At 41.4% G+C, this 26,625-nt stretch carries 21 protein-coding genes and 3 pseudogenes; 10 read left to right on the forward strand and 14 right to left on the reverse strand.

From position 1 onward, the window contains the following. Positions 1-28: 28 nt before the first annotated feature. The 5 genes from PGRAT_RS30710 to PGRAT_RS32900 all read right to left on the reverse strand — a co-directional run bounded on the left by PGRAT_RS30710 (position 29) and on the right by PGRAT_RS32900 (position 7,099). Positions 29-1,768: an ABC-F family ATP-binding cassette domain-containing protein gene (locus PGRAT_RS30710; RefSeq protein ID WP_025705721.1), complete on the reverse strand. Its 1,740-nt coding sequence runs from the start codon at positions 1,766-1,768 to the stop codon at positions 29-31. Positions 1,769-1,804: 36 nt separating this feature from the next. Continuing rightward, positions 1,805-4,048, reverse strand: a complete 2,244-nt coding sequence (locus PGRAT_RS30715; protein ID WP_025705722.1) for a U32 family peptidase — start codon at positions 4,046-4,048, stop codon at positions 1,805-1,807. A 145-nt stretch (positions 4,049-4,193) separates the two neighbouring features. Further along, positions 4,194-4,397 (reverse strand): DUF2326 domain-containing protein, encoded by a 204-nt coding sequence (locus PGRAT_RS35035; RefSeq protein ID WP_025705723.1) that lies wholly within the window; start codon positions 4,395-4,397, stop codon positions 4,194-4,196. Positions 4,398-4,623: 226 nt separating this feature from the next. Further along, positions 4,624-5,076 carry a hypothetical protein gene (locus PGRAT_RS30725; protein ID WP_025705724.1) on the reverse strand — a complete coding sequence of 151 codons (453 nt, stop codon included), beginning with the start codon at positions 5,074-5,076 and terminating at the stop codon, positions 4,624-4,626. Then, entirely contained in the window at positions 5,033-7,099 is a 2,067-nt protein-coding gene (locus PGRAT_RS32900; protein WP_025705725.1) for a glycosyl hydrolase family 8, read from the reverse strand. The genes PGRAT_RS30725 and PGRAT_RS32900 overlap by 44 nt, the downstream gene beginning before the upstream one ends. Before the next feature lie 248 nt (positions 7,100-7,347). Here PGRAT_RS32900 and PGRAT_RS30735 point away from each other — a divergent pair, with 248 nt between their 5' ends. Continuing rightward, entirely contained in the window at positions 7,348-8,268 is a 921-nt protein-coding gene (locus tag PGRAT_RS30735; protein ID WP_025705726.1) for an AraC family transcriptional regulator, read from the forward strand. Positions 8,269-8,540: 272 nt separating this feature from the next. On the opposite strand, the gene PGRAT_RS30740 is transcribed toward PGRAT_RS30735, so the two are convergent. Further along, positions 8,541-8,996: an EVE domain-containing protein gene (locus PGRAT_RS30740; protein WP_025705727.1), complete on the reverse strand. Its 456-nt coding sequence runs from the start codon at positions 8,994-8,996 to the stop codon at positions 8,541-8,543. A gap of 100 nt (positions 8,997-9,096) precedes the next feature. On the opposite strand from PGRAT_RS30740, the pseudogene PGRAT_RS33630 reads away from it, so the two are divergent. The 3 genes and pseudogenes from PGRAT_RS33630 to PGRAT_RS30750 form a co-directional block, all read left to right on the forward strand. After that, positions 9,097-9,201 (forward strand): annotated as a pseudogene (locus tag PGRAT_RS33630) (sialate O-acetylesterase); the annotation flags it as partial. A 325-nt stretch (positions 9,202-9,526) separates the two neighbouring features. Next, positions 9,527-10,408 (forward strand): helix-turn-helix domain-containing protein, encoded by an 882-nt coding sequence (locus PGRAT_RS30745; protein WP_238326803.1) that lies wholly within the window; start codon positions 9,527-9,529, stop codon positions 10,406-10,408. 133 nt (positions 10,409-10,541) lie between these two features. Further along, a complete protein-coding gene (locus tag PGRAT_RS30750) occupies positions 10,542-11,270 on the forward strand; it encodes an SDR family oxidoreductase (RefSeq protein WP_025705729.1) in 729 nt (242 codons plus the stop codon). A 128-nt stretch (positions 11,271-11,398) separates the two neighbouring features. On the opposite strand, the pseudogene PGRAT_RS35040 reads toward PGRAT_RS30750, so the two are convergent. The 3 genes and pseudogenes from PGRAT_RS35040 to PGRAT_RS34600 form a co-directional block, all read right to left on the reverse strand. Further along, positions 11,399-11,548: pseudogene (locus PGRAT_RS35040) on the reverse strand (IS256 family transposase); the annotation flags it as partial. A gap of 334 nt (positions 11,549-11,882) precedes the next feature. Next, positions 11,883-14,441, reverse strand: a complete 2,559-nt coding sequence (locus tag PGRAT_RS30755) for a hypothetical protein (protein ID WP_155990398.1) — start codon at positions 14,439-14,441, stop codon at positions 11,883-11,885. Positions 14,442-14,445: 4 nt separating this feature from the next. Continuing rightward, the gene (locus PGRAT_RS34600) at positions 14,446-15,606 is read right to left on the reverse strand and encodes a YecA family protein (RefSeq protein WP_025705731.1); all 1,161 of its coding nucleotides are present in this window, start codon (positions 15,604-15,606) and stop codon (positions 14,446-14,448) included. Positions 15,607-16,199: 593 nt separating this feature from the next. Here PGRAT_RS34600 and PGRAT_RS30765 point away from each other — a divergent pair. Then, positions 16,200-17,006, forward strand: a complete 807-nt coding sequence (locus PGRAT_RS30765) for a hypothetical protein (RefSeq protein WP_155990399.1) — start codon at positions 16,200-16,202, stop codon at positions 17,004-17,006. A 162-nt stretch (positions 17,007-17,168) separates the two neighbouring features. Here the strand turns inward: PGRAT_RS30765 and rlmH are convergent, their stop codons facing one another. Further along, entirely contained in the window at positions 17,169-17,648 is a 480-nt protein-coding gene (gene rlmH / locus PGRAT_RS30770; RefSeq protein WP_025705733.1) for a 23S rRNA (pseudouridine(1915)-N(3))-methyltransferase RlmH, read from the reverse strand. Positions 17,649-17,851: 203 nt separating this feature from the next. Between rlmH and infC the strand changes: the two genes are divergently transcribed. Next, positions 17,852-18,373 carry a translation initiation factor IF-3 gene (gene infC, locus PGRAT_RS30775; protein ID WP_042267704.1) on the forward strand — a complete coding sequence of 174 codons (522 nt, stop codon included), beginning with the start codon at positions 17,852-17,854 and terminating at the stop codon, positions 18,371-18,373. Between the two features lie 333 nt (positions 18,374-18,706). Here infC and PGRAT_RS35045 read toward each other — a convergent pair whose 3' ends face one another. Both PGRAT_RS35045 and PGRAT_RS30780 read right to left on the reverse strand, forming a co-directional pair. Continuing rightward, positions 18,707-18,976, reverse strand: coding sequence for a TetR-like C-terminal domain-containing protein (locus tag PGRAT_RS35045; RefSeq protein ID WP_162165087.1), 270 nt, complete (start codon positions 18,974-18,976; stop codon positions 18,707-18,709). Beyond that, a complete protein-coding gene (locus PGRAT_RS30780; protein ID WP_025706510.1) occupies positions 18,934-19,695 on the reverse strand; it encodes a SagB/ThcOx family dehydrogenase in 762 nt (253 codons plus the stop codon). Before PGRAT_RS30780 ends, PGRAT_RS35045 begins: the two co-directional genes overlap by 43 nt. 107 nt (positions 19,696-19,802) lie before the next feature. On the opposite strand from PGRAT_RS30780, the pseudogene PGRAT_RS32910 reads away from it, so the two are divergent. Both PGRAT_RS32910 and PGRAT_RS30785 read left to right on the forward strand, forming a co-directional pair. Further along, positions 19,803-20,155, forward strand: a pseudogene (locus PGRAT_RS32910) (ankyrin repeat domain-containing protein); the annotation flags it as partial. 39 nt (positions 20,156-20,194) lie between these two features. Continuing rightward, a complete protein-coding gene (locus PGRAT_RS30785) occupies positions 20,195-20,671 on the forward strand; it encodes a GNAT family N-acetyltransferase (RefSeq protein ID WP_025706511.1) in 477 nt (158 codons plus the stop codon). A gap of 149 nt (positions 20,672-20,820) precedes the next feature. On the opposite strand, the gene PGRAT_RS34825 is transcribed toward PGRAT_RS30785, so the two are convergent. Beyond that, positions 20,821-22,686: an ATP-binding protein gene (locus tag PGRAT_RS34825; RefSeq protein ID WP_081758872.1), complete on the reverse strand. Its 1,866-nt coding sequence runs from the start codon at positions 22,684-22,686 to the stop codon at positions 20,821-20,823. 49 nt (positions 22,687-22,735) lie between these two features. Next, the gene (locus PGRAT_RS30795) at positions 22,736-23,449 is read right to left on the reverse strand and encodes a response regulator transcription factor (RefSeq protein WP_025706513.1); all 714 of its coding nucleotides are present in this window, start codon (positions 23,447-23,449) and stop codon (positions 22,736-22,738) included. Positions 23,450-23,652: 203 nt separating this feature from the next. Here PGRAT_RS30795 and PGRAT_RS30800 point away from each other — a divergent pair, with 203 nt between their 5' ends. Together PGRAT_RS30800 and PGRAT_RS30805 are read left to right on the forward strand one after the other, a co-directional pair. Further along, positions 23,653-24,990: an ABC transporter substrate-binding protein gene (locus tag PGRAT_RS30800; RefSeq protein WP_025706515.1), complete on the forward strand. Its 1,338-nt coding sequence runs from the start codon at positions 23,653-23,655 to the stop codon at positions 24,988-24,990. 216 nt (positions 24,991-25,206) lie between these two features. Continuing rightward, positions 25,207-26,562: an ABC transporter substrate-binding protein gene (locus PGRAT_RS30805; RefSeq protein WP_025706516.1), complete on the forward strand. Its 1,356-nt coding sequence runs from the start codon at positions 25,207-25,209 to the stop codon at positions 26,560-26,562. Positions 26,563-26,625 lie beyond the last annotated feature (63 nt).

Consider the following 26,625-nt stretch of genomic DNA (forward strand, 5'->3'; position numbering starts at 1 on the left):
TAGAGCTATCAAGACTGAGCATTATGATTTAAAGCAGCTTAATGATCTCTTCCAGCTCATTGACCAAACCTTTTGCAACTTCAAAATTCTTATCTTTTAAAGCCAGCTCTATTTTCATTTCAACCGACTTTTTCTTTTGTTCCGCTTCCAAATAGTCTTTATTAAAGTGGCTCGCATAAATCATTTGTCTAAATTTTCGCATGCTCATTTTTCTAATCTTCTTATCGTCAATGATTAACACATAATGCATGCCGTTTACGACCGAATAGAAATCATGAGAAATCATCAGAATCGCACCTTTATAGTCTTGGATGGCTTTCTCCAGTGCGATCTGTGCATAGATATCCAAATGACTGGTCGGTTCGTCAAGAAGCAGTACGTTTGCTTTGCTGGCAGACACTTTGGCCAACTGAAGCATGTTTTTTTCTCCACCAGACAAAGATTCAATCTTTTGATCGAGGATTTCTCCTTCAAAATCATAGTTTGAAAGATACGCTCTGATCTCGTCGTACGTTTTAAACCCAGCATCGATGAACTCATCCATTATGGTGTGGGAATCTTTTAGCGTTTCGCCATGAAGCTGAGATAAATAAGCCACTTTAGCATCAGCATTGATTTCGATCGACTCATGATTGTTTGTAAAGATTTCTCGGAGCAAAGTCGTTTTCCCGGTACCGTTTGGACCGATAATGGCTACTTTATCTGTAGACATAATCTCAAAGTTAACCTTTTCTAAAAGCAGCTCATTAAAGGCAAGGCTATAATCATGGACGCTTACAACAGTGGTGTCTTGCATTTCATGATCCATACCAAACGTAATATCCGGCTGCTTGATATCAACAAACGGCACTTTGATTCTACGCGCTTCCAATCTTTCTTGAAACTTGACTCTGGCTTTTAACGCTTTGCCTCTGGAAGCTTCTGAATTATAAGTCGCGATCGCTCTAAGATTATCGATGATGTTATCGTTACGCTCGATTTCTTCCTCTTCAGCAATTGCGAGTTCCTGCAGCTCCACTTTAGTCTGAAGCAATGAGAATTTATACTCAATATATCGCCCGTCAAACTCTTGGATCTCCTTGTTTTCAAGGTGTATGATTTTGTTAAAACAATGATTCAACAAATATCGGTTGTGTGTAACGACCAGCAGCATTCCTTTATGCGCATTAATCAATTTTTTAAGCGCATTTAGGTTTTCAAAGTCTAAAAACACATCCGGCTCGTCCATAATCATCAAGTCCGGACTGTTGAGCATTTCCTTTATCACTTGAATAAGCTTGAATTCCCCGCCGCTCAGCTCGGATAATTTAAGATCCTTTAGCTTCATGAGGTTGGCCAGATTTAATTTCTTATGGATGTTGCTTTCAAAATCATTCCCGCCGATTGAATCGAAGGCTTCCAAAGCGAGTTCAACCTTTTCCAGCAGCGCATCGATGTCCGATGTGGTTTCCATTTCAGCATAAATGGAGGTGATTTCATCTTGTATCTTGATAAATGCTTCCCCGATATATTCAAAAACGGTTGTTTCTTTAGGCTTGTCTACTTGCGAGAACTGACTGACATACCCGATTTTACAATTCGGGTCTATCGCTAACTTGCCCTCGAACAAATACCTTTCTGGATCGATCAGCATATCAATCAGTGTACTTTTTCCACTGCCGCTTGTTCCGATAAATGCGCAATGTTGCCCCTCTTCAAGCTTAAACGAAATGTCCTTATACAGATCCTTTTGCGGAAACGAGAAGGATAAGTTATCAACGTGTATCATACTGTTCCTTTCATAAAAACGATAGTGGTTGGCTAGCTATATAATCTCTTTATTAAAATGTCCTCTTGTGTCTGTTTCCTGATTAAAGACAGCATGATTCATGGAGCCATTTAATTTGCCAGAGGCCATATTAATGATTTTCACAACCTGCTCTTTTGATTCAACGGTGAAGTTTAATCGGAACGCCTCGATTCCTTTGATGGTTTGTAGCTCATCTAAAAGATTAAGCGTCTTCCCATTAAGGAGCGTCGTTGTACAATCCTCATGGGAAATGATAGGGAACGTTCCGTGCTCATCTTTTAACTCATAGCTCCTCGTTTTGCAAATTCTGCATTGATTCATTTTTTTCATCGGGCAGTATTTGGTAAACATCAAAGGAGTCCTACCATATACAATCATTTCCAGTGCAGGATAGCCATCATTTTCTTCATAATAGGCATTCATTAAATCCTCCATTTGGCTCTTATTCAATTCATAGGATAAAGTGACTCGTTTTGCACCTAATTTAAATAATTCAGAGCAACTAGTAGCATTAACGACATTTAGAGAATAGTCCGTAACAAACGGATTCGTTTCTCTGTAGTGATAAATCCCACCATATCCTCCGATCAGCAGCTGCCCTTCTTTGTCCTTATAATTATTCTGATTTCTTCTAACCACGTTTTCAAAATAGATTTCCTTAATTCCACAGCTCACGCAAGCATCATACTGTTCCTTCGTTGTTACAGAGGCCGTAAGGTACGGTTTTACAGGGGCAAAGCTTATTTTTTCTTTTGCTTCCAAAGCCTTGGTTCTTTTCTCTTGGCTGTTAAGCTTTAAGTCATATAAGCCCAGGACAATATCTCTTCTTGCTGCATTTAACAGTTTAGCTGGAATAAATGCATTGCATTCCTCAAACTCAACATGATTAAGCTCGAATATCGTATCATTTAATCTGGAAAATTGCTTGATTACCTGCTCTTTTGTTGTTGGATTATTAATGGCTTCGCCTAGCATTTCCTCGCTTTCATATGAATAATGATGGCCCAAGCCCTCCGCATCTATGTGAAGCTTTGAATCTGGACTTGCATATACTCTAATATCTAGGCTAAACCGCTTAAATTCTTTTTCCAGTGATGCTTCTAATTCTTTGTTATAAAAATAATCCTTCGTTTTATATACTAGATCGCCCACAGACAACTTTTCTTTGATTTTGATGTAGCAGACATGATCTGCTTTGTTGATTAATTCACCATCTTTATCGTACAGCTTTACAACAGTTAAATTAACATCCTCCTGGTTGTGACTTATCCGGATGGTGTCGTTTTGATTTAAAGTACGAGTAAGTGTTAGTTCATACATGTCTTTAACCATCTTGCTAATGGTTCCAATTCTATAACCAAAGTTATTCGGTCTTGAGATGTTTGTAATATTTCTCTTATCCTCGCGAAATAAATATCCTTTAGTAAAGGTTCGATTGAATGTTTTTTTCAGATGTTCTTTATCTTCTTCGGTTATTTTATGATCTAAGGCCAGGCGATATTTGGATACAACATTAGCAACATATGTAGGCACTTTCATTCGACCTTCTATTTTTAAAGAATCGATTTCTTTTAAATCATCAATATAATCAATTGTGTTTAAGTCCTTAGTAGATAGAATATGGTTTTTCCCTAAAGATGTATCTGTTGTCTTATCCATTAGTTCATACTCCTTACGGCATGAACCCACACATCTTCCGCGATTTGCGCATCGATAGCCGATTAATCCTGACATGAGACAGTTTCCCGAATAAGATACACATAAAGCACCGTGAACGAATATTTCTAAAGGTATTTCAGCTATTCTTTTGATCTCTTTTACTTTTTTAATCTCAACCTCACGGGACAGAACAACTCTTTTAGCACCAAGTTCTTTAAATAATAAAGTTCCGTTTACATCGTCTATTCCCATTTGAGTTGAACAATGTGCTTCCATATCAAGAAAGTTTTTAACGATATAATCGAAAGCACTCAGGTCCTGGACGATAATGCCATCCACACCGATTTCATTTAATTCGCGGATCTGCTCTTTCATCTCTTCCACTTCGTTTTCGAAAACGATGGTATTCATCGTAACATAGATTTTAACGTCCCTCAGGTGCGCATACGTAATAGCCTCTTTTAACGATTCTAAATCAAAATTAGATGAGTATGCACGTGCACCAAATTTTTGCATTCCTAAGTATATTGCATCACAACCATTAGAAATTGCAGCTTTTAAAGCCTCCATATTTCCTGCTGGAGCTAGTAATTCAGTCATTTTTTTCTCCTTATACCCATAAATTAAAAAAAATTTGTAGTTACTTATGATACGTTCTCCGTAACACTCTATTAGCAAATTACTCCTCAAAAAAAGTTCAGGTCAAGACCTGAACTTTTTTGTATATACATGATCATATGAAGTACTAAAATCTCACTCCAAACAAACCACCACTTTGAGTTTCATCAGTTAACCTGACAGGCAAGACATAATCAAGAAAATCGACGTCTTCTTTAGAACTTTTTGGTTGTGTATCCGAATTCATTGTTACAACGTATTGGAACTTAGAGCGGTTGACTTCAGCTATCGCGAATTCCAGAGAGGTATGCAACTTTATAGTTAAGTTCATAGAATGCTCTGCTTAACTGATCAGACACATTAGTTCCCCATTTTCGCATATTTTATTCCTATATTTTACACTGATTTAAGGATAATAGAAATAAATTATTTTCGCCCTACTTATGATACGGTTCACCACGCTGTCTGTAACGGCAAGTTTTGACCAAAAGGCCATCCCGCAAAGGATGGCCTTTCGTTCTTCCATACTTTTTGCCGTACCGTCGCTTTTGCCCGTTTTATTGTGATATCTTTACATCGTCGAATCGGCCGGTACCTTGGGAAGCAAAGACACCGATAGTTCCAGAAGCAAATTGAGCATCTGTCGTGGAAATCCGCTCCGTTCCACCCACTGACACTTTGATGCTCGTTCCGAGCATGCTCAGTTTAACCGTGTGATAACTGTCTTCCGTATAGTTGCCGGCATACGAACCGATTGTGGTCCAACTGCCGTTCACGACTTTAGCCAGAACAATGCTTTGGCTGCCGTTGAAGTAAGCGATATAGAAATCACTCTGGTTTTGCAGACGGCCAGCAATACCGATTTGAAGGTTGGTTCGGTTTCCTGTATTTACATCTTGGACTTTAACTTTGGCCTCATATGAATAATTGCTCCAGCTTTGGCTTTGTACGCGAGATAAGCCCGTGTCATAAAACGCCGCTCGAATACACTTTTGTTCGGTCCGTGACAACAGACCAGTTGCCGCTGAAATACGACCAATTGCTGCTCCCACTCTCAAAGGAATCGGACCATACGATAGTTTCATTGCCACTGCCGCTACTCGCATTTGTGGTTACGGAGAGAGCGCTGCTCGGAGCCGACACGTTGCCTGCAGCATCCATCGCCTTGACAGTAAAGCTGTAGCTTGTGTTTGGACTTAACTCCGTACAAGTATAGGACGTAGAGGCTGTCGTGCCGCAAGGCGTCGTGCCGCGGAAGATTTCATAGCCGGTAACCCCAATATTGTCGGATGATGCATTCCATGTCAAGGATACGGACGTATCGGATTTGCTCGGCGAGCTCAGACCTGTCGGTGCCGTTGGTACCTGAGTGTCGCTTGGTGGCGGATTCGTTCCACCGCCGCTTGGCTTGTAAATTTTAAAGTTGCCGCTGGCATGCAGAAGGCTCAGCATATACAAACAGCCGTCATAATAGCGATATTGACCGGAAGGAATGGAAGTATTCCAAAACTCATTTACGAACTCCCATGACTTTGTTGTTGTTGCTGCAAGTGTCCCTACTGCATTGGTTGCTACAAGGCCTGGAGAGTGGTCCGTCGAAAGTGATGATCCGCTTAGCGAATATTGGTTCGCATAAGCACCAATGCCCTGACCATGAAAGAAGTTCTGAACACGATCTGCATAGGTTTTCTGCCAGGAATCCTTGGCGAACCAGTGATAGTCCATCGCCACATTCATAATCGTTCGCCACGCGTCGAATCGGAAGTCGCCATGGTTTCCAGTATTATTCGGTCTGCCGTCGAATTCCGCATAGTCCGGCCCTAATCCTGTGGTAGAATGAGCCTGTTTCTTAAAGAACTCACGGCTTGTCGCGGCTGCATCGCGCCAGAGTTGGTTGTTGTTATTATCCCAGAGTGCCCAGAGTTCATAAAACGCTGGCAGATGATAGGAGGGGTCTGAAAATCCGGCTGCACTGCCATATGGGACGAAAACGACTTGCTTCTGTGTCAGGTCAAACAAAGTCTTCTGATCGCTGTTTGGAGTTAGAACCCGGTCAAGCAATGTCTGCGCCTCAGTGCTGTAATTGTAGATTCCCGTACCGCTTCCCCAGCGATTAGCTGCGAAGAGCAAGGCCGTGATGAAATATTCTTCGCCATCTGAAGCCGGGTTTGTGTCGATTTTGTTGCCACTTGTGTCTACCTGCCAAGCAAAATAACCTTGCTGTGTTCCGCTTGTGTTCTGCATATAGGTCTTGGCCCATTTCCAGAGACGATCGAATTCCGCCTTCTTGTCGAGCTGGACGGCGATCATCATCCCGTAAGACATACCCTCGCTGCGAACATCGTTGTTCGCTTTGTCAAGAATATAAGCCATGTCCGTACCTACAGGGTAGTAGATCCTCTGAGTGTCGTTATCCCCGTAGAACAGCTGCTGAAACGCGGTATTGACCTTTGCGTCAATCTCCGCATCGGACTTGCCAAATTCCTTGAACAGATTACGGTAAACCCCGGAATAAAAGGCCCCGGTTATCGGAGGAACCGGGGCGGGAGGCAACAGCGCAGGAACACTGTCGAAATAAAGCTCGTAGTAGTCGATCAACGTATCGTTCGATCCGTTGTCTGTCTCAAGCTTAAGCTGTACTTCTTGACTGCTGGTGCCGGACGTCACATCGAATAATACCGACTGAATAGCAGGGGTCGTACCCGTGAATGAAAGCGATGCTTTCTTGCTTCCCCCGACGTAGACGGAGACACCTGCTGCGGACGAATTACTCGACGCTCCTCTTACCCGCATTTCGTATTTCCCCGGAATGGTCGCGAAGGTGGTGCTATTCTTGACAAGATCATTGTTCGCATACAGCGCAACCCCGGTAAATGGCGACGAAATATTACTGGTATAGCTTCCCGCCTTCGTCATCGACTCCGCCTCATACTTCGAAATGAATGTAGCGGCCTGTACTTCGGCACCGCCAATGAAGGTGAAAATGTTCAGTACCATAACGATGGCCAGCAAACTGCTCCAACACTTTTTCATAACACACCCCTCTTGTCAGAAATATTAATAACCGCTCTTATGGTAAGCGTTTACATAATCAAATTATAATTCACTTCATCTGTTCACACTATGTATGAAATCATTCGTTATTTGTCCATTTGATGCACATACTTTACTGTTAAACTACTTTAGTTTTGATATGGTTTTTAATGAATGGTGACAAAATATGTAAGTGAGGATATGATGAACTCAGGAAGCGAGAACCTTGTGAAGGGGGCGTGATTGTAATGATAATAAAGTCCAAATTCTCTCATCAGCGGACACATGAATATGAAGAATATTATCTGCCCAATATACACACTTCGTTATATGTACATGAAGCCCACTGGCGAAAGGTTCCTGCCAGTTGGTCCTATCCCGCCCATGAGGAGTCGATCTTCGAAATCAATTATGTCATTGAAGGCGTCCAAATTTGCAAACTGAATAATCAGCGTCATATTTTGCAAGCCGGGGACTTTATTATTATTCGACCGTTCGAAATACATGAGAATTCCTGTGCCTCTGAGTCAGGATTGACTTATTTCTGTCTTCATTTCGACTTGAATGACATCCTGTTCCGAAAGATGCTGTGTAATACCGAGAATACCTTTTTTCCTAAAGAATCTGAGAACGCTTACGGTATTCGACAAAGCATCGAAAAATTAATCCAGCTTTGCGACGACAAGAATAAAAATTGTTTGGCAAGTCGATTAGATATCGTTTCTGCCTCCATCAGCTTGTTTGGAGAGATGAGCAAGTGCTTGTCCGACTCCGAAACAAAACGAAGCCCAGACACCTCCATTCGCAATATCCAAATGGCGCACTTTGCCTCCGAGAGAATCATGAAGTTAGCCCCTCAATCCATCACCCGTCATGAGCCTTCTATGGAAAGGCAGCTTACGAATGTGGTTTCCAAAATCGCAGCAGAACTTGCTATAAGCAGAACTTATCTGTACCGAATCTTTAGTCAAACATTTGGCATGTCCCCTCGTCAATATTTGTCCTCCTTAATTCTGGATAACGCCAAGTTCATGCTGCTTGACGACCACAAATCAATAGAAGAGGTCGCTTACAACCTAGGCTATTATGATGTCTCGCACTTTAGCCGACAGTTCAAGCGGTGGACTGGAATGACCCCGTCACAATATCGGAACAAAATGAACTTGTAGTTTCAAGTGCAGAATAGAGGAATATGTAACGATGAGGGATAAACCATTCCTCTAGTGAATGTTTTTATAGTAGGTTGCTCCTATTCGTCCTCTTGGATACCATACAAAAGCATGTTCGAACTGGCCACTTCCGTCAATATGTGGCCCTTCCCCAACCCATGTGTGGCAAAGTACTTCTCCTAGCCCGCTGCGAGATCTCCTGAAAAAACTTGCCGTTACTTATGATACGGTTCTCCGCGCTGTCTGTAACGGCAAGTTAAAAGGCCATCTCTTTATTGGATGGCTGCATGCATCGCTTCCGCGATAGTAAAGAAATCTTCTTGGTTTATCTCAAAATGGCCGGTACGGAACGGGTAGCCCCAATTCCGTTTGCCTCGGGTGAAGGAAAGCCGATCAAGCAAGCCTTCGATTCTTGCTTCTTGGCAGGGAACATATTCGATATTCCGCCGGTAAGGTACGAACGTCGCGGACATCGCATATTCGTACACATGGTCGTCCAAAACCCGGCCAATGGCGGTGAACGCTTGCAATGGCTCGCCTTCTCTTATCTCTGTTCGAGGAGAATAGTACACAAGCCAATCCCCAGGTTGCATTCTGCGTAATGGTGCAGATTTACCGTGACACATTTGGGCGAAGCCGCCACTAACCCCGCGTTGTACATGCGATGCCGAGACGACGCCTATCCAATAGGAAGGCTTTCCCGTCTCGAACAAATCCTCCGTATTCATTGCTGAACCCATCTCCTTTTTCTTACGCTGAATCCAGCATACAACAACGCTACTGACAGCGGTTTGTCAGTAGCGTTTGAGCTTTTTTTGATATCCTGTATCGCTGAAAGTGGTGCGCGACTATTCGAAAACAGAACAGATTTACCTTCATAGCATGGATTTGGCTTTGGGTAAAATCACTTACGCGGAATTCGAGGCGCAGATGGTGATAGGCATTTTTACTTTATTATCACTTAACAGGCACGATTCTGTTTTTCGCAGTAAATCCCGGTCATCTTCATAGTCGAAAATAGTATCCAGGAAAACTTGCTCGTTTGGAGCTAAATGAACAAGCCATTTGAGCTTTTCAGCAAAGTATTCTCGTCGGGTTCCAGTTATACTAAAAGGATAAGTGTTGAAACGTTTGTCAAGAAAATTATTCTACAGGTAAGCGCAGACTGGCATAACCGAAAGGATGATTAAGAAATGGAAACTAGAGCAATCGCAGGTACAAGTAGGGCGGGACGTCCATGACTATGAGATCAAACAAAATGGTCAAGGTGCCTAATGAACTGGTAAAGTTTCCGAATAAAAAAGGGAGCTTGAAGCTGGATGGGATGTCCGTTATCGAATTCTGCTTTTACACGCAAGGCATAAAAGGAACCTTTTTTTTGAAGGATCATCTTCTGCTAATCGTCAAGTCGGGTGTCTATACAGTTCGCTTCGGTGATCAGGAATATACGATGCGAAGCAACGAAATGATGTTTATTCATAAATCAATGGGAGTCGAATACGAGAAAGCGGGTGAACCCGATTCCGATTACATTCTCGACTATATGATGTTTCTCCTGAACGAGAAGATAATAGAGGAATTCCTCAAATTCGCCGGTTTAAACCCGATTTGTCTCGTGAATGATGTTGTTCCGATAACAGTCTTTCCGATCAATGACCGCCTTGGAAGCTATATCGAGTCGTTAAAACCCTATTTCGAGCACCCTGACGAAGTCAAAGAAGGACTGGTTCGTGTGAAACTGATGGAATTGCTGTTTCACATAGCAGATTCGAATGATCGTTTGTTGCATCAAATGATGCAACCCATAAGCAAGGACAGAAGCAGCATCACAAAGATCATGGAGGAGAACTTCATGAATCCCGTTTCCCTTAACGACCTGGCCTATTTGTCTGGCAGAAGCCTGGCGGCGTTCAAAAGGGATTTTCAAGCAATATACAACACCTCCCCGCTCAAATGGGTTCGCAATCGAAGGCTGGATAAAGCCAAGGAACTGTTAGCGGAAACAGCATTATCTGTTACAGATATCTGTTTTTCGACCGGATTCGAAAATATCGCTCACTTTTCCAAAGTATTCAAGGAAAGATTCGGACTTCCACCGTCAGAGTTTAGACGTCAGCAGCGGTTGAAGAAGGATGCCTAGAGGGGCTAAAAAATGAGCTAAATAAACAAATAGAATGAGCTTGTAGGCAAAGAAATTTATTCGTCCCCTTGATATTCTTAACTCATGCGGTAAACGCAGCCGTATTAAAAGAAGAATGTAGGGAGGCAATTTTATGAATAAATCTAAGATCGTATTAATTACAGGTGGAAACAAAGGTATCGGTTTTGAGACAGCAAGACAATTGGGAAATATGGGGTATGAGATTTTAATAGGAGCAAGAAGCGAAAATAAAGGACATGAGGCCGTAACGTTATTGGAAAAGGAGAAAATTAAAGCTAAAACAGTGGTTCTTGATGTCACGAACCCCAGCTCCGTTCTCTCCGCAGTAGAATGGATTGAGCAAGAGTATGGATTGCTTGATATCTTGATTAATAATGCAGGTGTGTTTTTCGAAGAAAACACCACTCCAATTGAACTGGAATTGTCTGTTCTCAAGAGTACCTATGAGACAAACGTTTTCGGTGTATTTTCTGTCACTAAAGCAATGCTTCCACTGCTCAGAAGTTCTTCTGCCGGAAGAATCGTTAATCTTTCCAGCGCATTAGGTTCCTTAACATTGAATTCAGACTCAACGTCGGAATTTTATAATGCGAATTCGCTCGCCTACAATAGTTCTAAAACGGCTGTAAATGCTTTAACCGTTTCCTTTGCTAAAGAATTAAGCGATTCTCCTATTAAAATCAACTCCGTCTGCCCTGGATTTACAGCTACCGATTTAAATGGTAATAGCGGCTATCGTTCAGTCGAACAAGCAGCCTCCACTGTAGTGGAGCTTGCCACAATACTTAATGATGGTCCAACTGGTGGCTTTTATGATGAGCATGGAGTTGTGGCTTGGTAAAACAGAAAATTTGTGTAAGTAGGAATTTCCATCGGGACGATGGAGACAAGGGTCTGCTGTTGCCTTCGCGAAGGGCGTAGCCCAAGCGAGGGCGCTGGAGGCTTATAATTCTCTTCCCCTTTGCTATTTGGATAACGTTCCTCAAACAGCTCCGTCAACCGCTGCTTTACAAGCGGATCGCCGAAGCCTTTTTTGATGCGATTCTCGAAGTTCTCATTGTACCCCACGGCTTCTAAATACACGATCTTCTCTGCCGCGTCCATATTCGTAAGGCTGTTTCAGATACCTGAGCTTACAACGACTGAATCTCTTTCGGGTACAGATCCCCCATTTGGTTTGAACCGTATCTAGGCTGCCAATACCATATCACGATCTGTCAGAGCTGTAGATCGTCTTTAAGTGCAATTGAGTATGGCTCCTTCTTGGTAATCTCAGCAATCCCGAGGATACCCTACTTTTTCATTGCCTGTTAAGGCTGCAAAACTTGGTACACAAACAATTGCCATCCAAGAAAAATTGCCTCTACTTATTGTGGTTCAGCAAATCGCGTTAATAGAGAAAAACATTTAAGTATGTGAGAAATAGTTTTAATAATACTTCTCATTTTGCGATCTATTTAATACGTGTCATTAATTCATGATAAGAAATAATAGAAAAATCAAGTTTCTTGTACCTAGAGGTAAATAGTTTGTTAGTTACCATATAAGGGATAACTTCATAGTCCAACGCATCCAATTTTAATGCATCTATAATCTTACAAAGGTTATTCTTTATATAGTCAATCCTTCTCTGAAACTTCTCATCATCTTTGTGTTGGTAGAAAAAGCTCTTTTGTTGCATTTGATCCTCATAGATAGAACCTACTTTTTGAAGCACTTTACTCTCGATCAGCCAAATTTCTTTTTTAGATTTATCTACAGCAATAACATCATAGTCACCTAAGTTATCTGGAAATTCATTCTGAGGAAATCTTGATGCCAGTTCTAATTCTGGAAAAACAGGATAGAAGCCCTTATCTAGAAAGGCATTAGCGATATCCTGTACCATTTCATCTTCATATCTTTTTTTCCATTTCGTGAGTACTAATTTCACATTTTCCATGTTTATCTCAAAAGGAATATACCATTCTAAAAAACCACTCTTCCAATACGTGGCTAATTGTTTAATAACAACAGGTGAAAATATACATTTACCATCTTGCATTACTACAGGCTTAACATCAAATCTGTTATCACGTTTTTCCCGATCCCAAAATGGTAAAATATCATGAATTGTACCATTTAGGAGTTTTAATTTATTGCAATCTAATGTTATAAAATTCAGGGCATTCTCAGCTTTTTTCTGATCATCATGTTTAAGTTCTAAAAAAAGTGTTAGGAAGTCACTAATTAATTTATCTGGTTGGGCTTGAAAAACATTTGGATAAATTTCTTCAACAAAAGGATTATCCAAAACCTTTAACTGTAAATATTCGAATAATGAGATCAGCATACCCAGTTCTATTCCGGTATCTATGAAAAAGGCACTTGCACACTGAATCAGATATTCCTTATCTGTTTCATCATTTTTTATTGGGTAATCTTGTTGCTCATACTTACGACGAAGTATTTCCTCATATTGTAGCACTCCAATTTCAGAAAAAATATTATCGACCTTGTACTCATCATCAATTTGAATTAATACATCGAAATCGGTAAAGTGGCATGTATCAGCATTGTCTTGTAGCACAACAAGCCAGTCAGCAAAAGCTAAAAGATTTTCAAATTCATCTTTTTTACACTCGGAATTATTATCCTGATGTTGAATTGCAAGATTACTTTCTAATAAATACTGGGCCGTTCTTAAATTGCGTCTAAACTCTTCTCGGATATTCCTTGTTTTCTGCTCAAATTCTTCTTGAACAACAGGATCTAAATTATTAAAGCTTGAATAGCGCTTGCGATTAACAATTATTCCATGTAATTGAGTAGTGTAATAGTTTAAAACTTTATTGTGTAAATGCTTTTTGCTGTATTGGGAGATTTGATCTTCAAAAACTTTTACGATGGATGTTTGCATTCTTCTAATAACACGAGTTGCTGATTTTCCAGAATACTCTCCTGGCTCTGCCCCTGCTGAAAAACAAACTCTTGCAATTTCTTTCCTTGCTTTCACAAAGTTATGTGCTTCTGATTGAACACTAATAGCCATATCAGAGTAAAAATAGTCTTGTTCAATAGTAAAAACGCCCACTTCTTTTTTTAGTGAAAAATCTTTAATAACAACCGACTCTAATTCTGAAAAGGAAGACTGATTATGTTCTCTCAGCGGTTCTAATAGCTCCAAAAAGTATGCAGATTCTACACTTTTATCACCAGCATTCATCATAGCAAACATTAGGTCTTCTTGATTTACAGCATATCGAATAATTATTGTGTCTGTATCAATATAAATATCACTATATACATATTTCTTGCTTCTATTCATGGTAAAACCAGAATGGTCAACTTTTTTTGCGTAATGCATAGGCATAAACATAACTTGAAGCACTTTAGAATTTAGAATTGGGAATCCAGCAAGTATTTCGCCATATCTATTAAAAAGACGCTGATTTAACTCATTAGTTGTTCTCAGCGCTGTATGATTATTCATTGAGAAATCTTCTTCTATAAAAAATTCAACATTCTGGGCTAGAAAAAGGAACGTGGATGGGCCAATTTTCTTAACTTCACCGCCAAAACCTAAACAACCTTTATGTTCAACATGTGAATAACCCCATTCACCCTCCATAACTTTCCAACTATATGGATTAGTAAACATTTTGGATTGTAAATTGAACGGATAATTCATAAGTTCCTTAGTAAAGTACTCATAAACATACTCATCTGTACTTCCATATGAAACAGAAATTGAATTGTACTCAATTGAGCCTGATGCAATATGATAATGTGCATTTTTCCACGTAAAAAACAGATTACTTTTACCACCTATGATCATTATTTCTGCTTTTTCTGTTCTATCATATTCTATGAATTCTATCAATTCATTAAAATCCTCCATAAAGCCTAACATATAAAACAAATCTAGAGCAGAATATGAAAACAACTCTCCATCCTCACCCAAAGATACCCCATGTGCTGTAATATCGGTGAATGGCTCTATTAGCAAAAAATGAATCGGCATCTCGGCCAAAATATCAAATGCATACCCCCCCTTTTAATTCTTTCCTGTAATACGTCTCGCAAAGTCGCAGTTGATTGCTCTCATGCAATAAATTAAATGCCATGATTTCAGCGTCAATGCTTTCAGGATTATCAAAGTCACCTTTATCTATTGCAACCAACACTCTACCTTCGCTAACAGCCATAAATGCTAAACGGTTATTTGTAAATGGTTTACCTGTATCTTTATTAAAAATTCTAGGTGCAATGAGAACTCGCGAACGATCATTATTCGAAAAATTGAAAGTATTTTCTATTAATTTCCCCCATGTTAACCTGATATGGTGATGGAATTCTTCTACTGTTGCCAAAGAAAGCAGCTTTTTGTACAAATCGACCAGAATTGATGCATTATAAATTGGGTAATATTCTTTCTTATAAACGAAGAAATGACGCATTTCAATTGGACATTTTTGATATCCCATTATTTGAAATGCATGCTTAGAAAGTTCTACAAACTCTTTTGAATTAAACAGAGAATTCGCTGCTACCCAAAATTGTTCTGAGGGCATCTCAAATGCGATATGATAATCTTCACCAGGAGAAGATATGTTACTATCAGTCAGCATATTTATTATTTTTTGGTTATAATGCAATACAGCCTTAAGTTCACCTTTCATTTCAAGAACTTCGGCTAACTCAGGAAGAAAATTCATTACAGCATATACCTGTTCGTGACCAGTACCAATTACTACTGGATAAGTCTCACCATCAACAATTATTTTAACTTCACCAAAGTCATTTAGTGTCAAATCTTCTCTATAGGTAATCGGCAAATAAATAGAAATTGCATCAAAGAACTCTTTGAATTCGGAATATTGCTTAATATTTCGATTACCGAACTTTGTAGTATTACTTAATGAATGGTTAAGTGTTAATTCTTGTGCTAACGCCGAACGATTATCGGCCCAAGAATTAATGCAAAATATAGCTCTGGTGACATCATCAATGGTATAAAGGGATATGATTTTTCCAAGCTCTTTGGAGGTAGCCTCAATATATTCGAAATCAGAAATACACTCATCAATCAGGACCGTATTTGTATTTGAAGCTTTCCTTAATGGTTTATTAATACAGCACTTTTTATACTTCTTTCCACTTCCACAAATACAAGAATCATTACGACCAATCGCCATTTCCAAAGCCTCCCGCCATTTTACTTAGGTATATTATCTTCAGATGGGCTCCTAAATCAATTATGTAGAACGCTATTTCTAATAGCAGTTTAAAAAATTATCATCTTCACCTCAATAAAAGAGTATAAACAATCCTATCAAGATAATTTTTTGTGTATTAATCGAATAAACCTCCACATTCTCCGACGACTTAGGCGGTATGGACAACGAAGTAAGTACAATAATTATATAATAATTCTGAAACGAAACCAAACATAAGTTCCTACGTAATACGCTTATACATAAATTTAGGAGGAAAGTAATATGAGGAGAAATACAAATGCGAACAACCAACAAGATCTTTTTCTTTTGCAGAAAGAACAGGAAGATTAGTTCTTGTAACTACTGTAATTGGCGTTTTAGGAGTCGGTTATTATAAGCTTTTAATGCTTGCTATTAACATTCTCTCTACCAAAATGTATATGAAATTTCCTCTTTCTATAGAGCACATTATTGTAACTTGCATGCTCTCTACCGGATGCCTAGTTCTAGTAAGCGCAATTTACTATTCTTACTGCGAATTTTCTGCTCTTAACTATACGCAAAGGGGAGTAATGAGGAGGAAAAATATAAATAGAGCAGACGAAAGTTATTCTTCCCTGTTCAAATTTTCTTCCTTATATGCAGGCATCTCAATGATAGTTACTTTGTTATTCTTATTAACTGTTGGGCTTATCTTTCAAAATCGTTTTGTTATTGTCATTACATGTTTAGTTGTAGTTCCCTTCGTAATTGCATTGCTTTTCAAGAAATTCAGAAAAGAACTACGCAAAGGAATAGTAAAACTGCGAAAATACGTGATGAAAAATTGGAAAGTAATGGGTGCTTGGATATTTACTGCTTATATTATGTTAAACATCTTGATTATTGCTATGAGCAATTTACAAAAGCCCAGTTTTATTATTAACTTTGTTAATGATAAAACAGTACCAATTAAGTTTCATTTTGAAAACAAAATTCCAGAGAAAGTAAACCTGAGCTTTTATTCTACAGATGATAAAGGAAACAATGCTGTGCTTACCCAAGAGGTAGAAGTAAATAAACTAGATTTCAAACGTTCATTTATAGAGGTGACTGAGAAGCAGATTTCAGAGAAAGCATCGTCTTCTATGGCTAACTTCCTGAATAAAGAAATGAATAAAGGTTTGAACGAAGCATACCTACCCGATAGGAGCCATTATGATTATAAATATGAAATTAATTCATTTGATTTCTTGAAATCAGGGAAAAACTTTGTGATTATTCAATTTGAAATAGATTCCTTGAGTAATAATCGAGTCTACAAAGTTGTCAATGAAATTGATGTCAAAGATAGAGAAACATTCATAATTAATACAGAAGAGTTCTCGTCAGGCAATTAAATAACCAGAGATTGCTATATCTCAGAATATATTTATACTATTTAAAAACTTCACAGAAGCCCGTTTACGCACCATCCCGACCTGAGTCTGACCTACCCCACTCCTATGGTCTATATGCTGTAAATACAGGCTCCTGCGAGCTTTTTTTCAAAAAACTTGCCCCTACTTATGATACGGTTCACCGCGATTTATCTTCACCGCCCGATAAATCTGCTCGGTGAGCACCAGCCGCATGAGCTGATGAGGCAGCGTCATGCGCCCGAAGCTCATGCGCTGCTGGGCGCGGTGCATGACGTCATCGGAGAGCCCGTGGCTCCCTCCGATGACAAAGACGACATGGCTCGTCCCATAGGTGCCGAGCCGGTCGATCTCTGCGGCAAGCTCTTCCGAGCTCCAGAGCTTGCCGTCGATCGCGAGCGCAATGACATGCGCCTCGCTCTTGATGTGCGCGAGGATGCGTTCGCCCTCGCGCGCTTTCACCTGCACGATCTCCGCGATGCTCAGAGAGTCAGGAGCCTTCTCATCCGCCACCTCAATCATCTGGAATTTGAGGTAAGGCGTCAGCCGTTTGGCATATTCTGCGATGCCGAGCGTCAAGTATTTTTCCTTTAGTTTGCCTACACTAATCATTTGAATGAACATAAACCCTCCATCTATCTGCTTTCGTCATGAATGTATTTTCTCTCCGGTCAACCGTGGAGCCCGCCAGTGAATCTGTCCTTTGTAGTTTATCATATGCCTGTCTAAAACACGCAACGTGCTGCAAAAGAGGCTCTTCACATTTGAACCGCAAGCCCTTTGTGTATATGATAGTTTTATCAATGTGTACAGGGAGGCTGCGTTGCATGGCCGTATTGTTAAATGAGCAAATCAGAGCATCCGAGGTGGTGCTTACAGGACTTCGGGGCGAGCAGCTGGGGGTTGTCTCCAGACTGGAGGCTTTGGCGCTGGCCAAGGCGGCAGGCGCTGACCTCGTCTGCACCTCGCTGATGAGCAGTCCGCCCCCCTGCAGCCTGATGGCGAAGGGCAAAGCGAAGGCGGCCGCGCAGAAGGAGACAGCGGCCGGGCGCAAGTCCGGTGCAGACCGGCAAGCAGGCGGGAACGGCAAGAAAGAGAAGGTCAAGGAGCTGCGCTTCACGGCTCAGATCGAGGAGCATGACTACGATACCAAGCTGCGGCAGGCGGACAAGCATCTGCGCTCCGGCAAGCCGGTGCAGCTTGTCGTGAAGGCTTCCGGTGCAAAGGAAGCAGCGGCCGCCAAGGCGGTCATCGAGCGGCTGGTCGCCGACCTTAAGGAAGCCGGCGTCAAAGACACCGGAATTCAATCCGGCGGCAAGGGCTCGCAGGTAAAACTGAATCCCCGGTGAGCCTTGCTGCCTCACCGTCCTTAGCCTTACCCTAGAAAGGCCAAACGATCCTAACCGCAGGACGCGGAGGATTGTTTGGCTTTTAATTCAGCTTGATAATTTCGATCACTCTGTTTTGCTGAGACATTGTCCGCACATGCCGTCAATCTGGTATTGATAGAGCTCTGTACTGCCCGAACCTTAGCAGTCCAGACCATAGAATTTCCGCCTTTATATTTCGTTTCAACCCCATCTACAACTACTTTTCCCGAGAGAAACCCCGCCTTTTTAATCCACGTATGCTGTAAACTCATTTTTAGAGCCAATACCCGATTTGTTTACTGCTGCGCTTTTTTATTTATGAAAAAATCGAATGAGGGATGAGATTTCCTCTAAGGTTTCTTTTTGACCATTTTTGATCCACATTACCCAAATTTCAAACACGCCGGCACTCATAAAATCAATCCAATAGCTTCGTTTCGCACCTGTCCAGTCTGGGAAGGGAATGATCTCATCAAAATATTGAGTAATAGGGTACTTAAAGATCTGATAGAGCAGCTCTTTGCAATCATTTTCAATGACTATTTTCGTTTTTTTCCAACAGCGCCTAGGAAAAGGATAAATTCTTCATCACCGTTTAAGCCTAATACCTCGTCGATTAGGTTTTGGTCATAAATACCTATCGCACAAGCTCCTGCATCGATCGATTCGCTTGCCAGATAAAGGTTCTGAGAGACATGTCCAATATCAATCAGGATTTTTTTATGTGCTGAGATATCATATTTCCATTCGGAACGGTATGGAATTGTACTCCATGCGAACATTACGGCAGCCTTTTTCGAGAAATTCGGGACAAATGGCTGGTCTAATGTGATGGCATCAATTTTTTCGTCCATCTCATCCAATTCAGACATAAATAAGAGCTTGTGTTCCACCGGTAAATATCTGTAGATTCCTTGGCGGATTCCCTCCACCCGCATAATGAAAAGATAGGTTTCAAAGGTATGTGTTGCGCCACTGCACGGCACAGTTCGAAGGGTAAGTCCGGTCTTCGTTGTACTTGTTATTCCTTGAGTAGCCCATAATAGATAGGATAACTCTTCGAGCTGTAAACTTTCCTCAGAATAAAATCGCGTACTTCTTCTTTCCTTTATACAGTCATAAATATTTGATTTTTTAACAACATTCCCATTACATTCCGGGAGGTCAATAATGACGGATGAAGAGGAATAAGGTTTAACGGTCATTGGTTTTGGCAGACCCTTTATCTTATCTGTTTTCACATGTTTAAATTCAAGAAAGTTAGACTTCAAGAAACTTCTTTGCTGTTCATATGGCCCCATAATAGAACCTCCCATGATCTTTTTACTCTATAAAAGTATACATGCCCAGGTATTCGTGGTTGTGATTTGAATCACGAACCAATGAGGTGAATTGGTTAATCAGGGGTAACTTATCGCTTGTATCGCAGCAAACGGAGGTTGTAAAGCTGCTGGTAGAACACGGCGTCAACCTGAATGTTCATCCGGCTTTTTTGCGTGCTGTCCGCTATCTGACCATTACCTGAAGACTTTGACATATTTGCTCGATCAGGGGGTGGACATCAATTATAATAAACCGGATAGGGTCTTCCTTATCAGGCGACTCCGTTAACTGTGGCTGCACGTATGGGTAATATAGCCATGGTCAAATTTTTGATTGAACACGGCGCGGATGTTACTATGGCGGAAAAGACGGAGAGCGGCCGTAATGGCTGATTATTTGAAGTCGCTGGAACCGGCTGATTTGCATAATGCGGTTAATTGACCGATGAACAGAGAAGAGATGAAGGGGGAGTTCTGCATGATTACGCTCAGAACAATCACTCTGGAAAACCGGCGTGCTATGTTTAACTTGGAAGTTTCAGAGGACCAACGGCAATTTGTTGCGTCTAATCTGTCAAGCGTGGCGTCTTGTTATGTTCTTGTAACCAATGGGGGACATCCATTTCCATTTGTCATTTATGATGATGAGCAGCCAGTCGGATTTGTTATGTTGGCCTATGGAACCACTGGATACGAAGAACCGTCAATCGCAGAAAACAACTATTGCATCATGCGGCTGATGATTGACAAGCAATACCAAAATCGGGGTTATGGTCGGGAAGCCATGAAGAAAATCCTGGAATTTATTCGCACCTTTCCGGCAGGGCCAGCACATTACTGCTGGATCCCTTATAAATCAGATAACATCGCTGCCAAAAAGCTTTATGAAGGCTTCGGCTTCCGTGACAATGGTGAAGTTTTCAACAACGAGTCAATAACCGTTTTGCAACTCTGATTTGCTGCCAAACCGTTGAAGAAAGTGAGTTCCAAGGAAGGGTCATCCGCAAATGCCGGCCTAAAAACTTGCCGTTACAGACAGCGGGGTGAACCGTATCGTAAGTCGGCAAAAACTTCGCTGTGTTGTACACTACAATTTGGGTTGAATTACAACGGCTCGCTTTGACCATTGGCTTTTCGTTTATAATTTTTCTCCACAGAAATTTGGAAGCTCCAGTCTCCAGTAAGTATTTGCTGCTGAGCCGGGCCATCGAATACTTTTAATTCGTTTACGTTGACTTTCAACAGGAACTTGTCCGGAGGTGGCGACCCGGGAAATGAATAATTAATGGTGCCGTTTTTGGGCGTCACTACACCTGAATCCGTGGCGATACCGGGAACTGCCTGTATCGTTGAAGAGTCCAATAGAAAAGTCGGCTTCACCGATTGTTTCACCCATTGTGACTCCGGTATCAAGTTAGAATGTTTCATAGAATATTGGATAATTAGTCTCTGACCGTCGAATAAGTAATGATGAATGAGAAGTGTATAGCCTTTGTCTGTTTTACCGCTTATAAGAACCATCTCGTTATATCCGTTAGTTGGCACCAGCGCTAGGTCACTGCTATTTTCATACTGATTTCCCATGAGCGGTGAAGTAAATGAATTCTTAACGCTGAAGAGTACCACCGCAGAGATGATCAACACGATCATGGATACCGCGGCTACCTTAGATTGGAATAAGCCTCTTTGCTGAGGAGATATTCTTTGTTTCAGCGCCAGGCCTTGTTCGGGGAGCGCGGCCGGTACCTGCTCGGTTTCATGGTGAACTTCTTCCGGAACAGGCGCATACGCCTGATGGAGGCCGGAAACCGGGAATCGTGTCTCAAATGAGGTTGCCTTGCTGCTGCTGTGTGCAGTGATACTCCCTCCGTGTACCTCAATAATGCTTTTCGCGATGGCCAGTCCGAGACCAGTCCCCCCGGTCTGCTTCGACCTGGAGCTCTCCACCCGGTAAAAGCGGTCAAAAATAAAGGGCAAATCCCGTTCCGGAATGGGGTCTCCATAATTTTCAATCTGCACGACGACCACATCTCTATCCTGTTCAATATGGATGTCGATATATTTGCCCGCCCGCCCGTACTGGATGGCATTGGCGATTATATTCTCGTACGCCCGTACCAGCAACCCTCCGTCCGCTTGGATCTTGTATTCTCCCTCTTGCATGTTCAGCCTGATTTCCATGCCTGCATTCTCCGTAACCGGCACGAATTCCTCTTCCAGCTGGCAGATCAACCCGGCGATATCCAGTTCGCTCAGTTCTAGAGGCATACCGTTGTTGATTCGCGTATATTCGAACAGCTCGTCGATCAATCGCCGAAGCGACAAGGATTTCTCATACGCAATGTTGACATAATAACGCATCTCCACTTCATCCTGATACCGGTCCTCCTCGATCACTTCGAGAAAACCGAGAATCGAGGTCAGTGGAGTGCGCAGGTCATGCGATACACCGGTAATCAAATCGTTTTTGGTCTTTTCTGCCTTGCGTTCCTCTGCTATCGAATGCTTCAGCTGCATACTCATCTGATTGATACTGAACGCAACCTCGCCTAATTTATTGCCGGCAATTTCCGGAATCTGATGGTCGAACTGCCCGCCCGCAATCTCATCCAAACCACGGGTGATTTCCGCCAGATAATGATCCCATTCCCTGCTGAGCTGATTCACACTCTCTGCGACAACGTTTAACTCATCCCTGCCTTTTACTGTTACTACACGTCCGAACCGGCCTGCCAATATTTCCTGCAGCCCTGTGTTGATTTCGCGCAAATCCTGAACCAAACGAAGACTGGCAAGGAAGAAGGTAAGGGGAAAGAGAAGGATACCGGTTATGATCATCACACGAACGGATCCGGCATGCTCAATGCTCCAATTGATCGGGGCGGCCACGTATTTGATTTTTTGCAGCTCGCCCGCCATGAAATACCCGAAAAAAATAGCTGCGCCTGTTAAGACCAGGCTTGCAACCATAATTAGCATTAATCTCCAACGAATCGTATACAGCCACTGCAGTTGGATCCTACTCACCCCTTGCTTTTAGCTCGTTTTCGATTTTGTAGCCAATCCCCCACACAGTTTTGATGATCCGCGGTTTACGCGGATTAGATTCTATCTTCTCACGGAGCTTCCGGATATGAACCATGACGCTATTCTTTGACTCCATAAAAGGTTCGTTCCAGACCTCTTCGTAGATGCGGTCCATGCTCAGTACCATCCCTCTATTGACTGCCAGCATGTGAAGGAGCGCGAACTCGCGGGGAGTCAGCTTGATTTCCTGCTGATCGACCGTTACCGTATGGGACGCACTATTAATAACGACGTTTTCGATATGTATTTCGTTCGCGTTAACCGCAGCGGCGTTGAACTGGTTCATCCTTCGAAGCTGCGACTTGATGCGTGCGATCAGCTCAAGCGGGTTGAACGGTTTGGTTACGTAGTCGTCGGCGCCGATACTGAGACCTGATATTTTATCGATATCTTGGCCTTTAGCCGAGAGCATGATGATGGGAATTGAATTTGTTTCCCGTATTTTCATACAAGCTTGCAAACCGTCCATCTTGGGCATCATTAGGTCAAGTACAATTAAATCAACCTGCTCGGACTGCAGAATTTCCAGTGCCTCCAGTCCATTCGACGCTTGCAGGAGCTTGTAGCCTTCGTTATTGAAATAGATATTCATCAATTGGATAATTTCCGCTTCGTCATCCACCATCAAAATCGTGCTTTCCGCCATAGATCCTCCCTTAATTCTGTATCTTTCTTAATTTAAGAGTAGAACAATAATTATAAGCTATATTTCTAATACAATGAATAACGTTAGCAATATTTAAGGAAATGATAAGAATTTCGGTAGCCAGCTGATAAGCTTTCTCTTCTATACTTAGTCCAGCACAAGTGGTTAATCGTTTAAACAACAAATGAGCGGAGGTTATAATTTTGAAAGTTAACTTATTAAAGAAGGCATTAATCGTTAGTTTGAGTGCTATGCTATTGGTCATTTCAGCAGGTTTTAGCCTAGACCCAAAGGTTTCTGCGAATTCAAATAACCAGGCAGGTGCGGAACAAACTTTAAAGGTGCTGTACAAAGAGAAATATTTTTTCGATGAGGAATTGTTCAAACAGCAGTTTCCCAATACTCAGATTCAGGAAGTGAAATGGGATGGGAAATCGGATTTAAAAGCTTTTATCGCCAAGCAGTCACCTGACGTTATGATGTTGAACACTCTTGAATATCAGGAGTTGTCCAAGGAGAATCAGTTAGCAGAACTCGGCCAGTTAATTAAACGTGACAATTATGATACTACAACAATGTATCCTGGATTGCTGGACGCACTCAAAGTCAATGGAAACCTCTACGGGTTAAGTCCAACCTTCAATACAGAATCCATTTTCTACAATGCCGACTTATTTAAAAAATATAATGTTCCATTGCCGAAAGACGGAATGACTTGGGAGGAAATATTGAAATTATCTGCCAAATTCCCGACTTCAGGAAATAAAGACACCCGTATTTGGGGACTTCACTATCCTCTTGATAATTACACCTATTTAATAAATGATATAGCAACTTCCGAAGGGGTCACCCGTTATAATCCTAATACACTTAAAGCAACTATGAATACAGCAGCTTGGAAAAGGGTAATCAGTATGGCTATCACTGCAATAAAATCCAATTCCATAGAAGGAACAAATGCAAGCGGCTTTGACAATGATCCTTTCATTATGGGACGAGCGGCGATGACGGTAAGTTCTCAAAGTATGGAAACTTTAAGAGACGTAACTGCGGATAAAGCTGCTATAGCAAATTATAAACCTTTTACCATTAAAATTGCCGCAGGTCCTGCAGATCCTAAGAATCTGAAAACAACACGAAATATCCATCTTCCTTCGATCATGACGATTAATGCTAGTTCTGCTAATAAAGATTTTGCTTGGAATTTCATCAAGTTGTATAACGGAGCGGATTACGCTAAATCCAAATCCCAATCAGATCAGTTTTTAGGTTATTCCCTAACTCGTATGGATTATAGTAAAGAGTACAATGGTCATAGTTTAGAGACCTTCTATAAATTACAACCAAACCTGGAAACACCGCCATATGTTAATCCAATAGGGAATCTATTTAACAATTCACAGTATTCAGTTATTCTGCAGAGTGAAGTGAAACAGGTGTTAAGCAACAAAAAGACACTGGACAAAGCGCTGGCTTCCATTCAAACCCAAGTTCAAAAGAGCCTTGATGATGCTGTGAAAAAACAAAAAGCGGCGAAATAGATCAGGAGCCTTAACTCGCTGAAAACGCCTTTACAGGCAATAACCCATTCTTAGATAGCTTCTATCTAAGGGTGGGTTCTTTTTTGCCCGGGCTGCTCACCCTTTTTTAAGGAAATGATAAGAATTTTGGTACCCGGTTGATAAGCTTTCTCTTCTATACTGGGGTCAATCCAAGCGGTAACCGTTTGAAATAACAAATGAGTGGAGGTTTTATTTTTGAAGAAAAATATATTACAAAAGGTTATGCTTACTAGTCTAAGTGTTATGTTTATCGGTACTTCAGCAGGTCTTGGCACAGGAAAACAGGCTTCTGCAAATTCAGACAAACAGGCAGATACGAAAGATACTTTAAAAGTATTGTACTGGAACGCAGACGATTTCAATAAGACGTATGGGGATTTGTTTAGTAAGAAGTTCCCGGATACAGACATCCAAGTAATTGCGCCTACAGGTACGAGTGCGATTACGGATTACAACGCGGCTATTCAAAAGTATTCACCGGATCTTGTGATGTTGTCACCCTATGATTACCAGCAAATGTCTAAAGATAAGAAGCTGGTAGATTTAGAGCCGTTAATTAAGCGGGATCAGTATGACATGACAACAGTATACCCTGGCTTGCTGGATGAATTGGAGAAACAAGGCGGCGGTAAACTTTATGGGTTAAGCCCAAAAACCGACTCGTATGCTCTTCTGTATAATGCTGATTTATTTGAACAATACAATGTTAATGCACCCAGTGACGGAATGACGTGGGAAGAGATATTGACTCTTGCTAAGAAATTCCCTACTAAGGGAGATAAGAATACCCGCATTTGGGGCCTAAGCTCCTTCGGGTCCAGCAATTTAGTGATGGATATCGCCAGAACTGAGGGGTTAACGTATATGGATCCAAAAACTCTGGAGGCTAGTGCGGATACTGCTGCGTGGAAAAATGCCTATCGTCTGTCCGTTGAGGCCACGAAGTCCGGGGTACTTGACGAAAGGATCAGCCTGTCTGGCAAAAGTTACCTGGAGAGCAGCCCGTTCATTATGGGACGATCAGCTATGATAGTAGCCTCTATCGGTCAGCTACAGTCCTTGCAAAAAGCAAAAAATAATGTAAAGAATTATAAACCGTTTACGCTTGGTATTGCTGCCGGCCCTGCAGATTCTAAGGATCGGAAGTCAACAGGATATGTTTTTGGTTCTGAGATTCTGGCTATTCCAGCCGGTGCATCAAATGTGGACACCGCTTGGGATTTCATTAAATATTTCAATGGAGATGACTACGCTAATGAATACTATAAACCGAATACCTCTAATAATAGTATCGGTGCTCCTCTATCCCGCATGATTAAGGAGTACTCTGGTTACAAACTGGATGCATTCTATACATTAAAACCTAATTTCGATTCATCTATTACAAATTATGCCCTCATGAACAAATCGCCAGATTTGGAGTTGGATTTTTGGTCATTTCTTTCTGAAGAACTGACACAGGTAGTAAACGGGAAGAAAACATTAGACGAGGCAACTGCTGCTATTCAATTAAGCATCCAAGCTGTTGCTGATAAACTGGCAAAGGCATAGAAGGGCAGATTGAATTGAAATAACACACCAATTATAAAAACCTATGTAACCACCTAATTCAGA

This window comes from Paenibacillus graminis, from assembly GCF_000758705.1.
Taxonomy (GTDB): Bacteria; Bacillota; Bacilli; order Paenibacillales; family Paenibacillaceae; genus Paenibacillus_AQ; species Paenibacillus_AQ graminis.

Excerpts from the sequence above, each read along its gene's own strand:
- PGRAT_RS30710 (WP_025705721.1), bottom strand. The coding sequence starts at position 1,768 with ATGATACACGTTGATAACTTATCCTTCTCGTTTCCGCAAAAGGATCTG.
- PGRAT_RS30715 (WP_025705722.1), bottom strand. The coding sequence starts at position 4,048 with ATGACTGAATTACTAGCTCCAGCAGGAAATATGGAGGCTTTAAAAGCT.
- PGRAT_RS35035 (WP_025705723.1), bottom strand. The coding sequence starts at position 4,397 with ATGAACTTAACTATAAAGTTGCATACCTCTCTGGAATTCGCGATAGCT.
- PGRAT_RS32900 (WP_025705725.1), bottom strand. The coding sequence starts at position 7,099 with ATGAAAAAGTGTTGGAGCAGTTTGCTGGCCATCGTTATGGTACTGAAC.
- PGRAT_RS30735 (WP_025705726.1), top strand. The coding sequence starts at position 7,348 with ATGATAATAAAGTCCAAATTCTCTCATCAGCGGACACATGAATATGAA.
- PGRAT_RS30740 (WP_025705727.1), bottom strand. The coding sequence starts at position 8,996 with ATGAATACGGAGGATTTGTTCGAGACGGGAAAGCCTTCCTATTGGATA.
- PGRAT_RS30745 (WP_238326803.1), top strand. The coding sequence starts at position 9,527 with ATGGTCAAGGTGCCTAATGAACTGGTAAAGTTTCCGAATAAAAAAGGG.
- PGRAT_RS30750 (WP_025705729.1), top strand. The coding sequence starts at position 10,542 with ATGAATAAATCTAAGATCGTATTAATTACAGGTGGAAACAAAGGTATC.
- PGRAT_RS34600 (WP_025705731.1), bottom strand. The coding sequence starts at position 15,606 with ATGGCGATTGGTCGTAATGATTCTTGTATTTGTGGAAGTGGAAAGAAG.
- PGRAT_RS30765 (WP_155990399.1), top strand. The coding sequence starts at position 16,200 with ATGAGGAGGAAAAATATAAATAGAGCAGACGAAAGTTATTCTTCCCTG.
- rlmH (WP_025705733.1), bottom strand. The coding sequence starts at position 17,648 with ATGTTCATTCAAATGATTAGTGTAGGCAAACTAAAGGAAAAATACTTG.
- infC (WP_042267704.1), top strand. The coding sequence starts at position 17,852 with ATGGCCGTATTGTTAAATGAGCAAATCAGAGCATCCGAGGTGGTGCTT.
- PGRAT_RS30780 (WP_025706510.1), bottom strand. The coding sequence starts at position 19,695 with ATGGGGCCATATGAACAGCAAAGAAGTTTCTTGAAGTCTAACTTTCTT.
- PGRAT_RS30785 (WP_025706511.1), top strand. The coding sequence starts at position 20,195 with ATGATTACGCTCAGAACAATCACTCTGGAAAACCGGCGTGCTATGTTT.
- PGRAT_RS34825 (WP_081758872.1), bottom strand. The coding sequence starts at position 22,686 with ATGGTTGCAAGCCTGGTCTTAACAGGCGCAGCTATTTTTTTCGGGTAT.
- PGRAT_RS30795 (WP_025706513.1), bottom strand. The coding sequence starts at position 23,449 with ATGGCGGAAAGCACGATTTTGATGGTGGATGACGAAGCGGAAATTATC.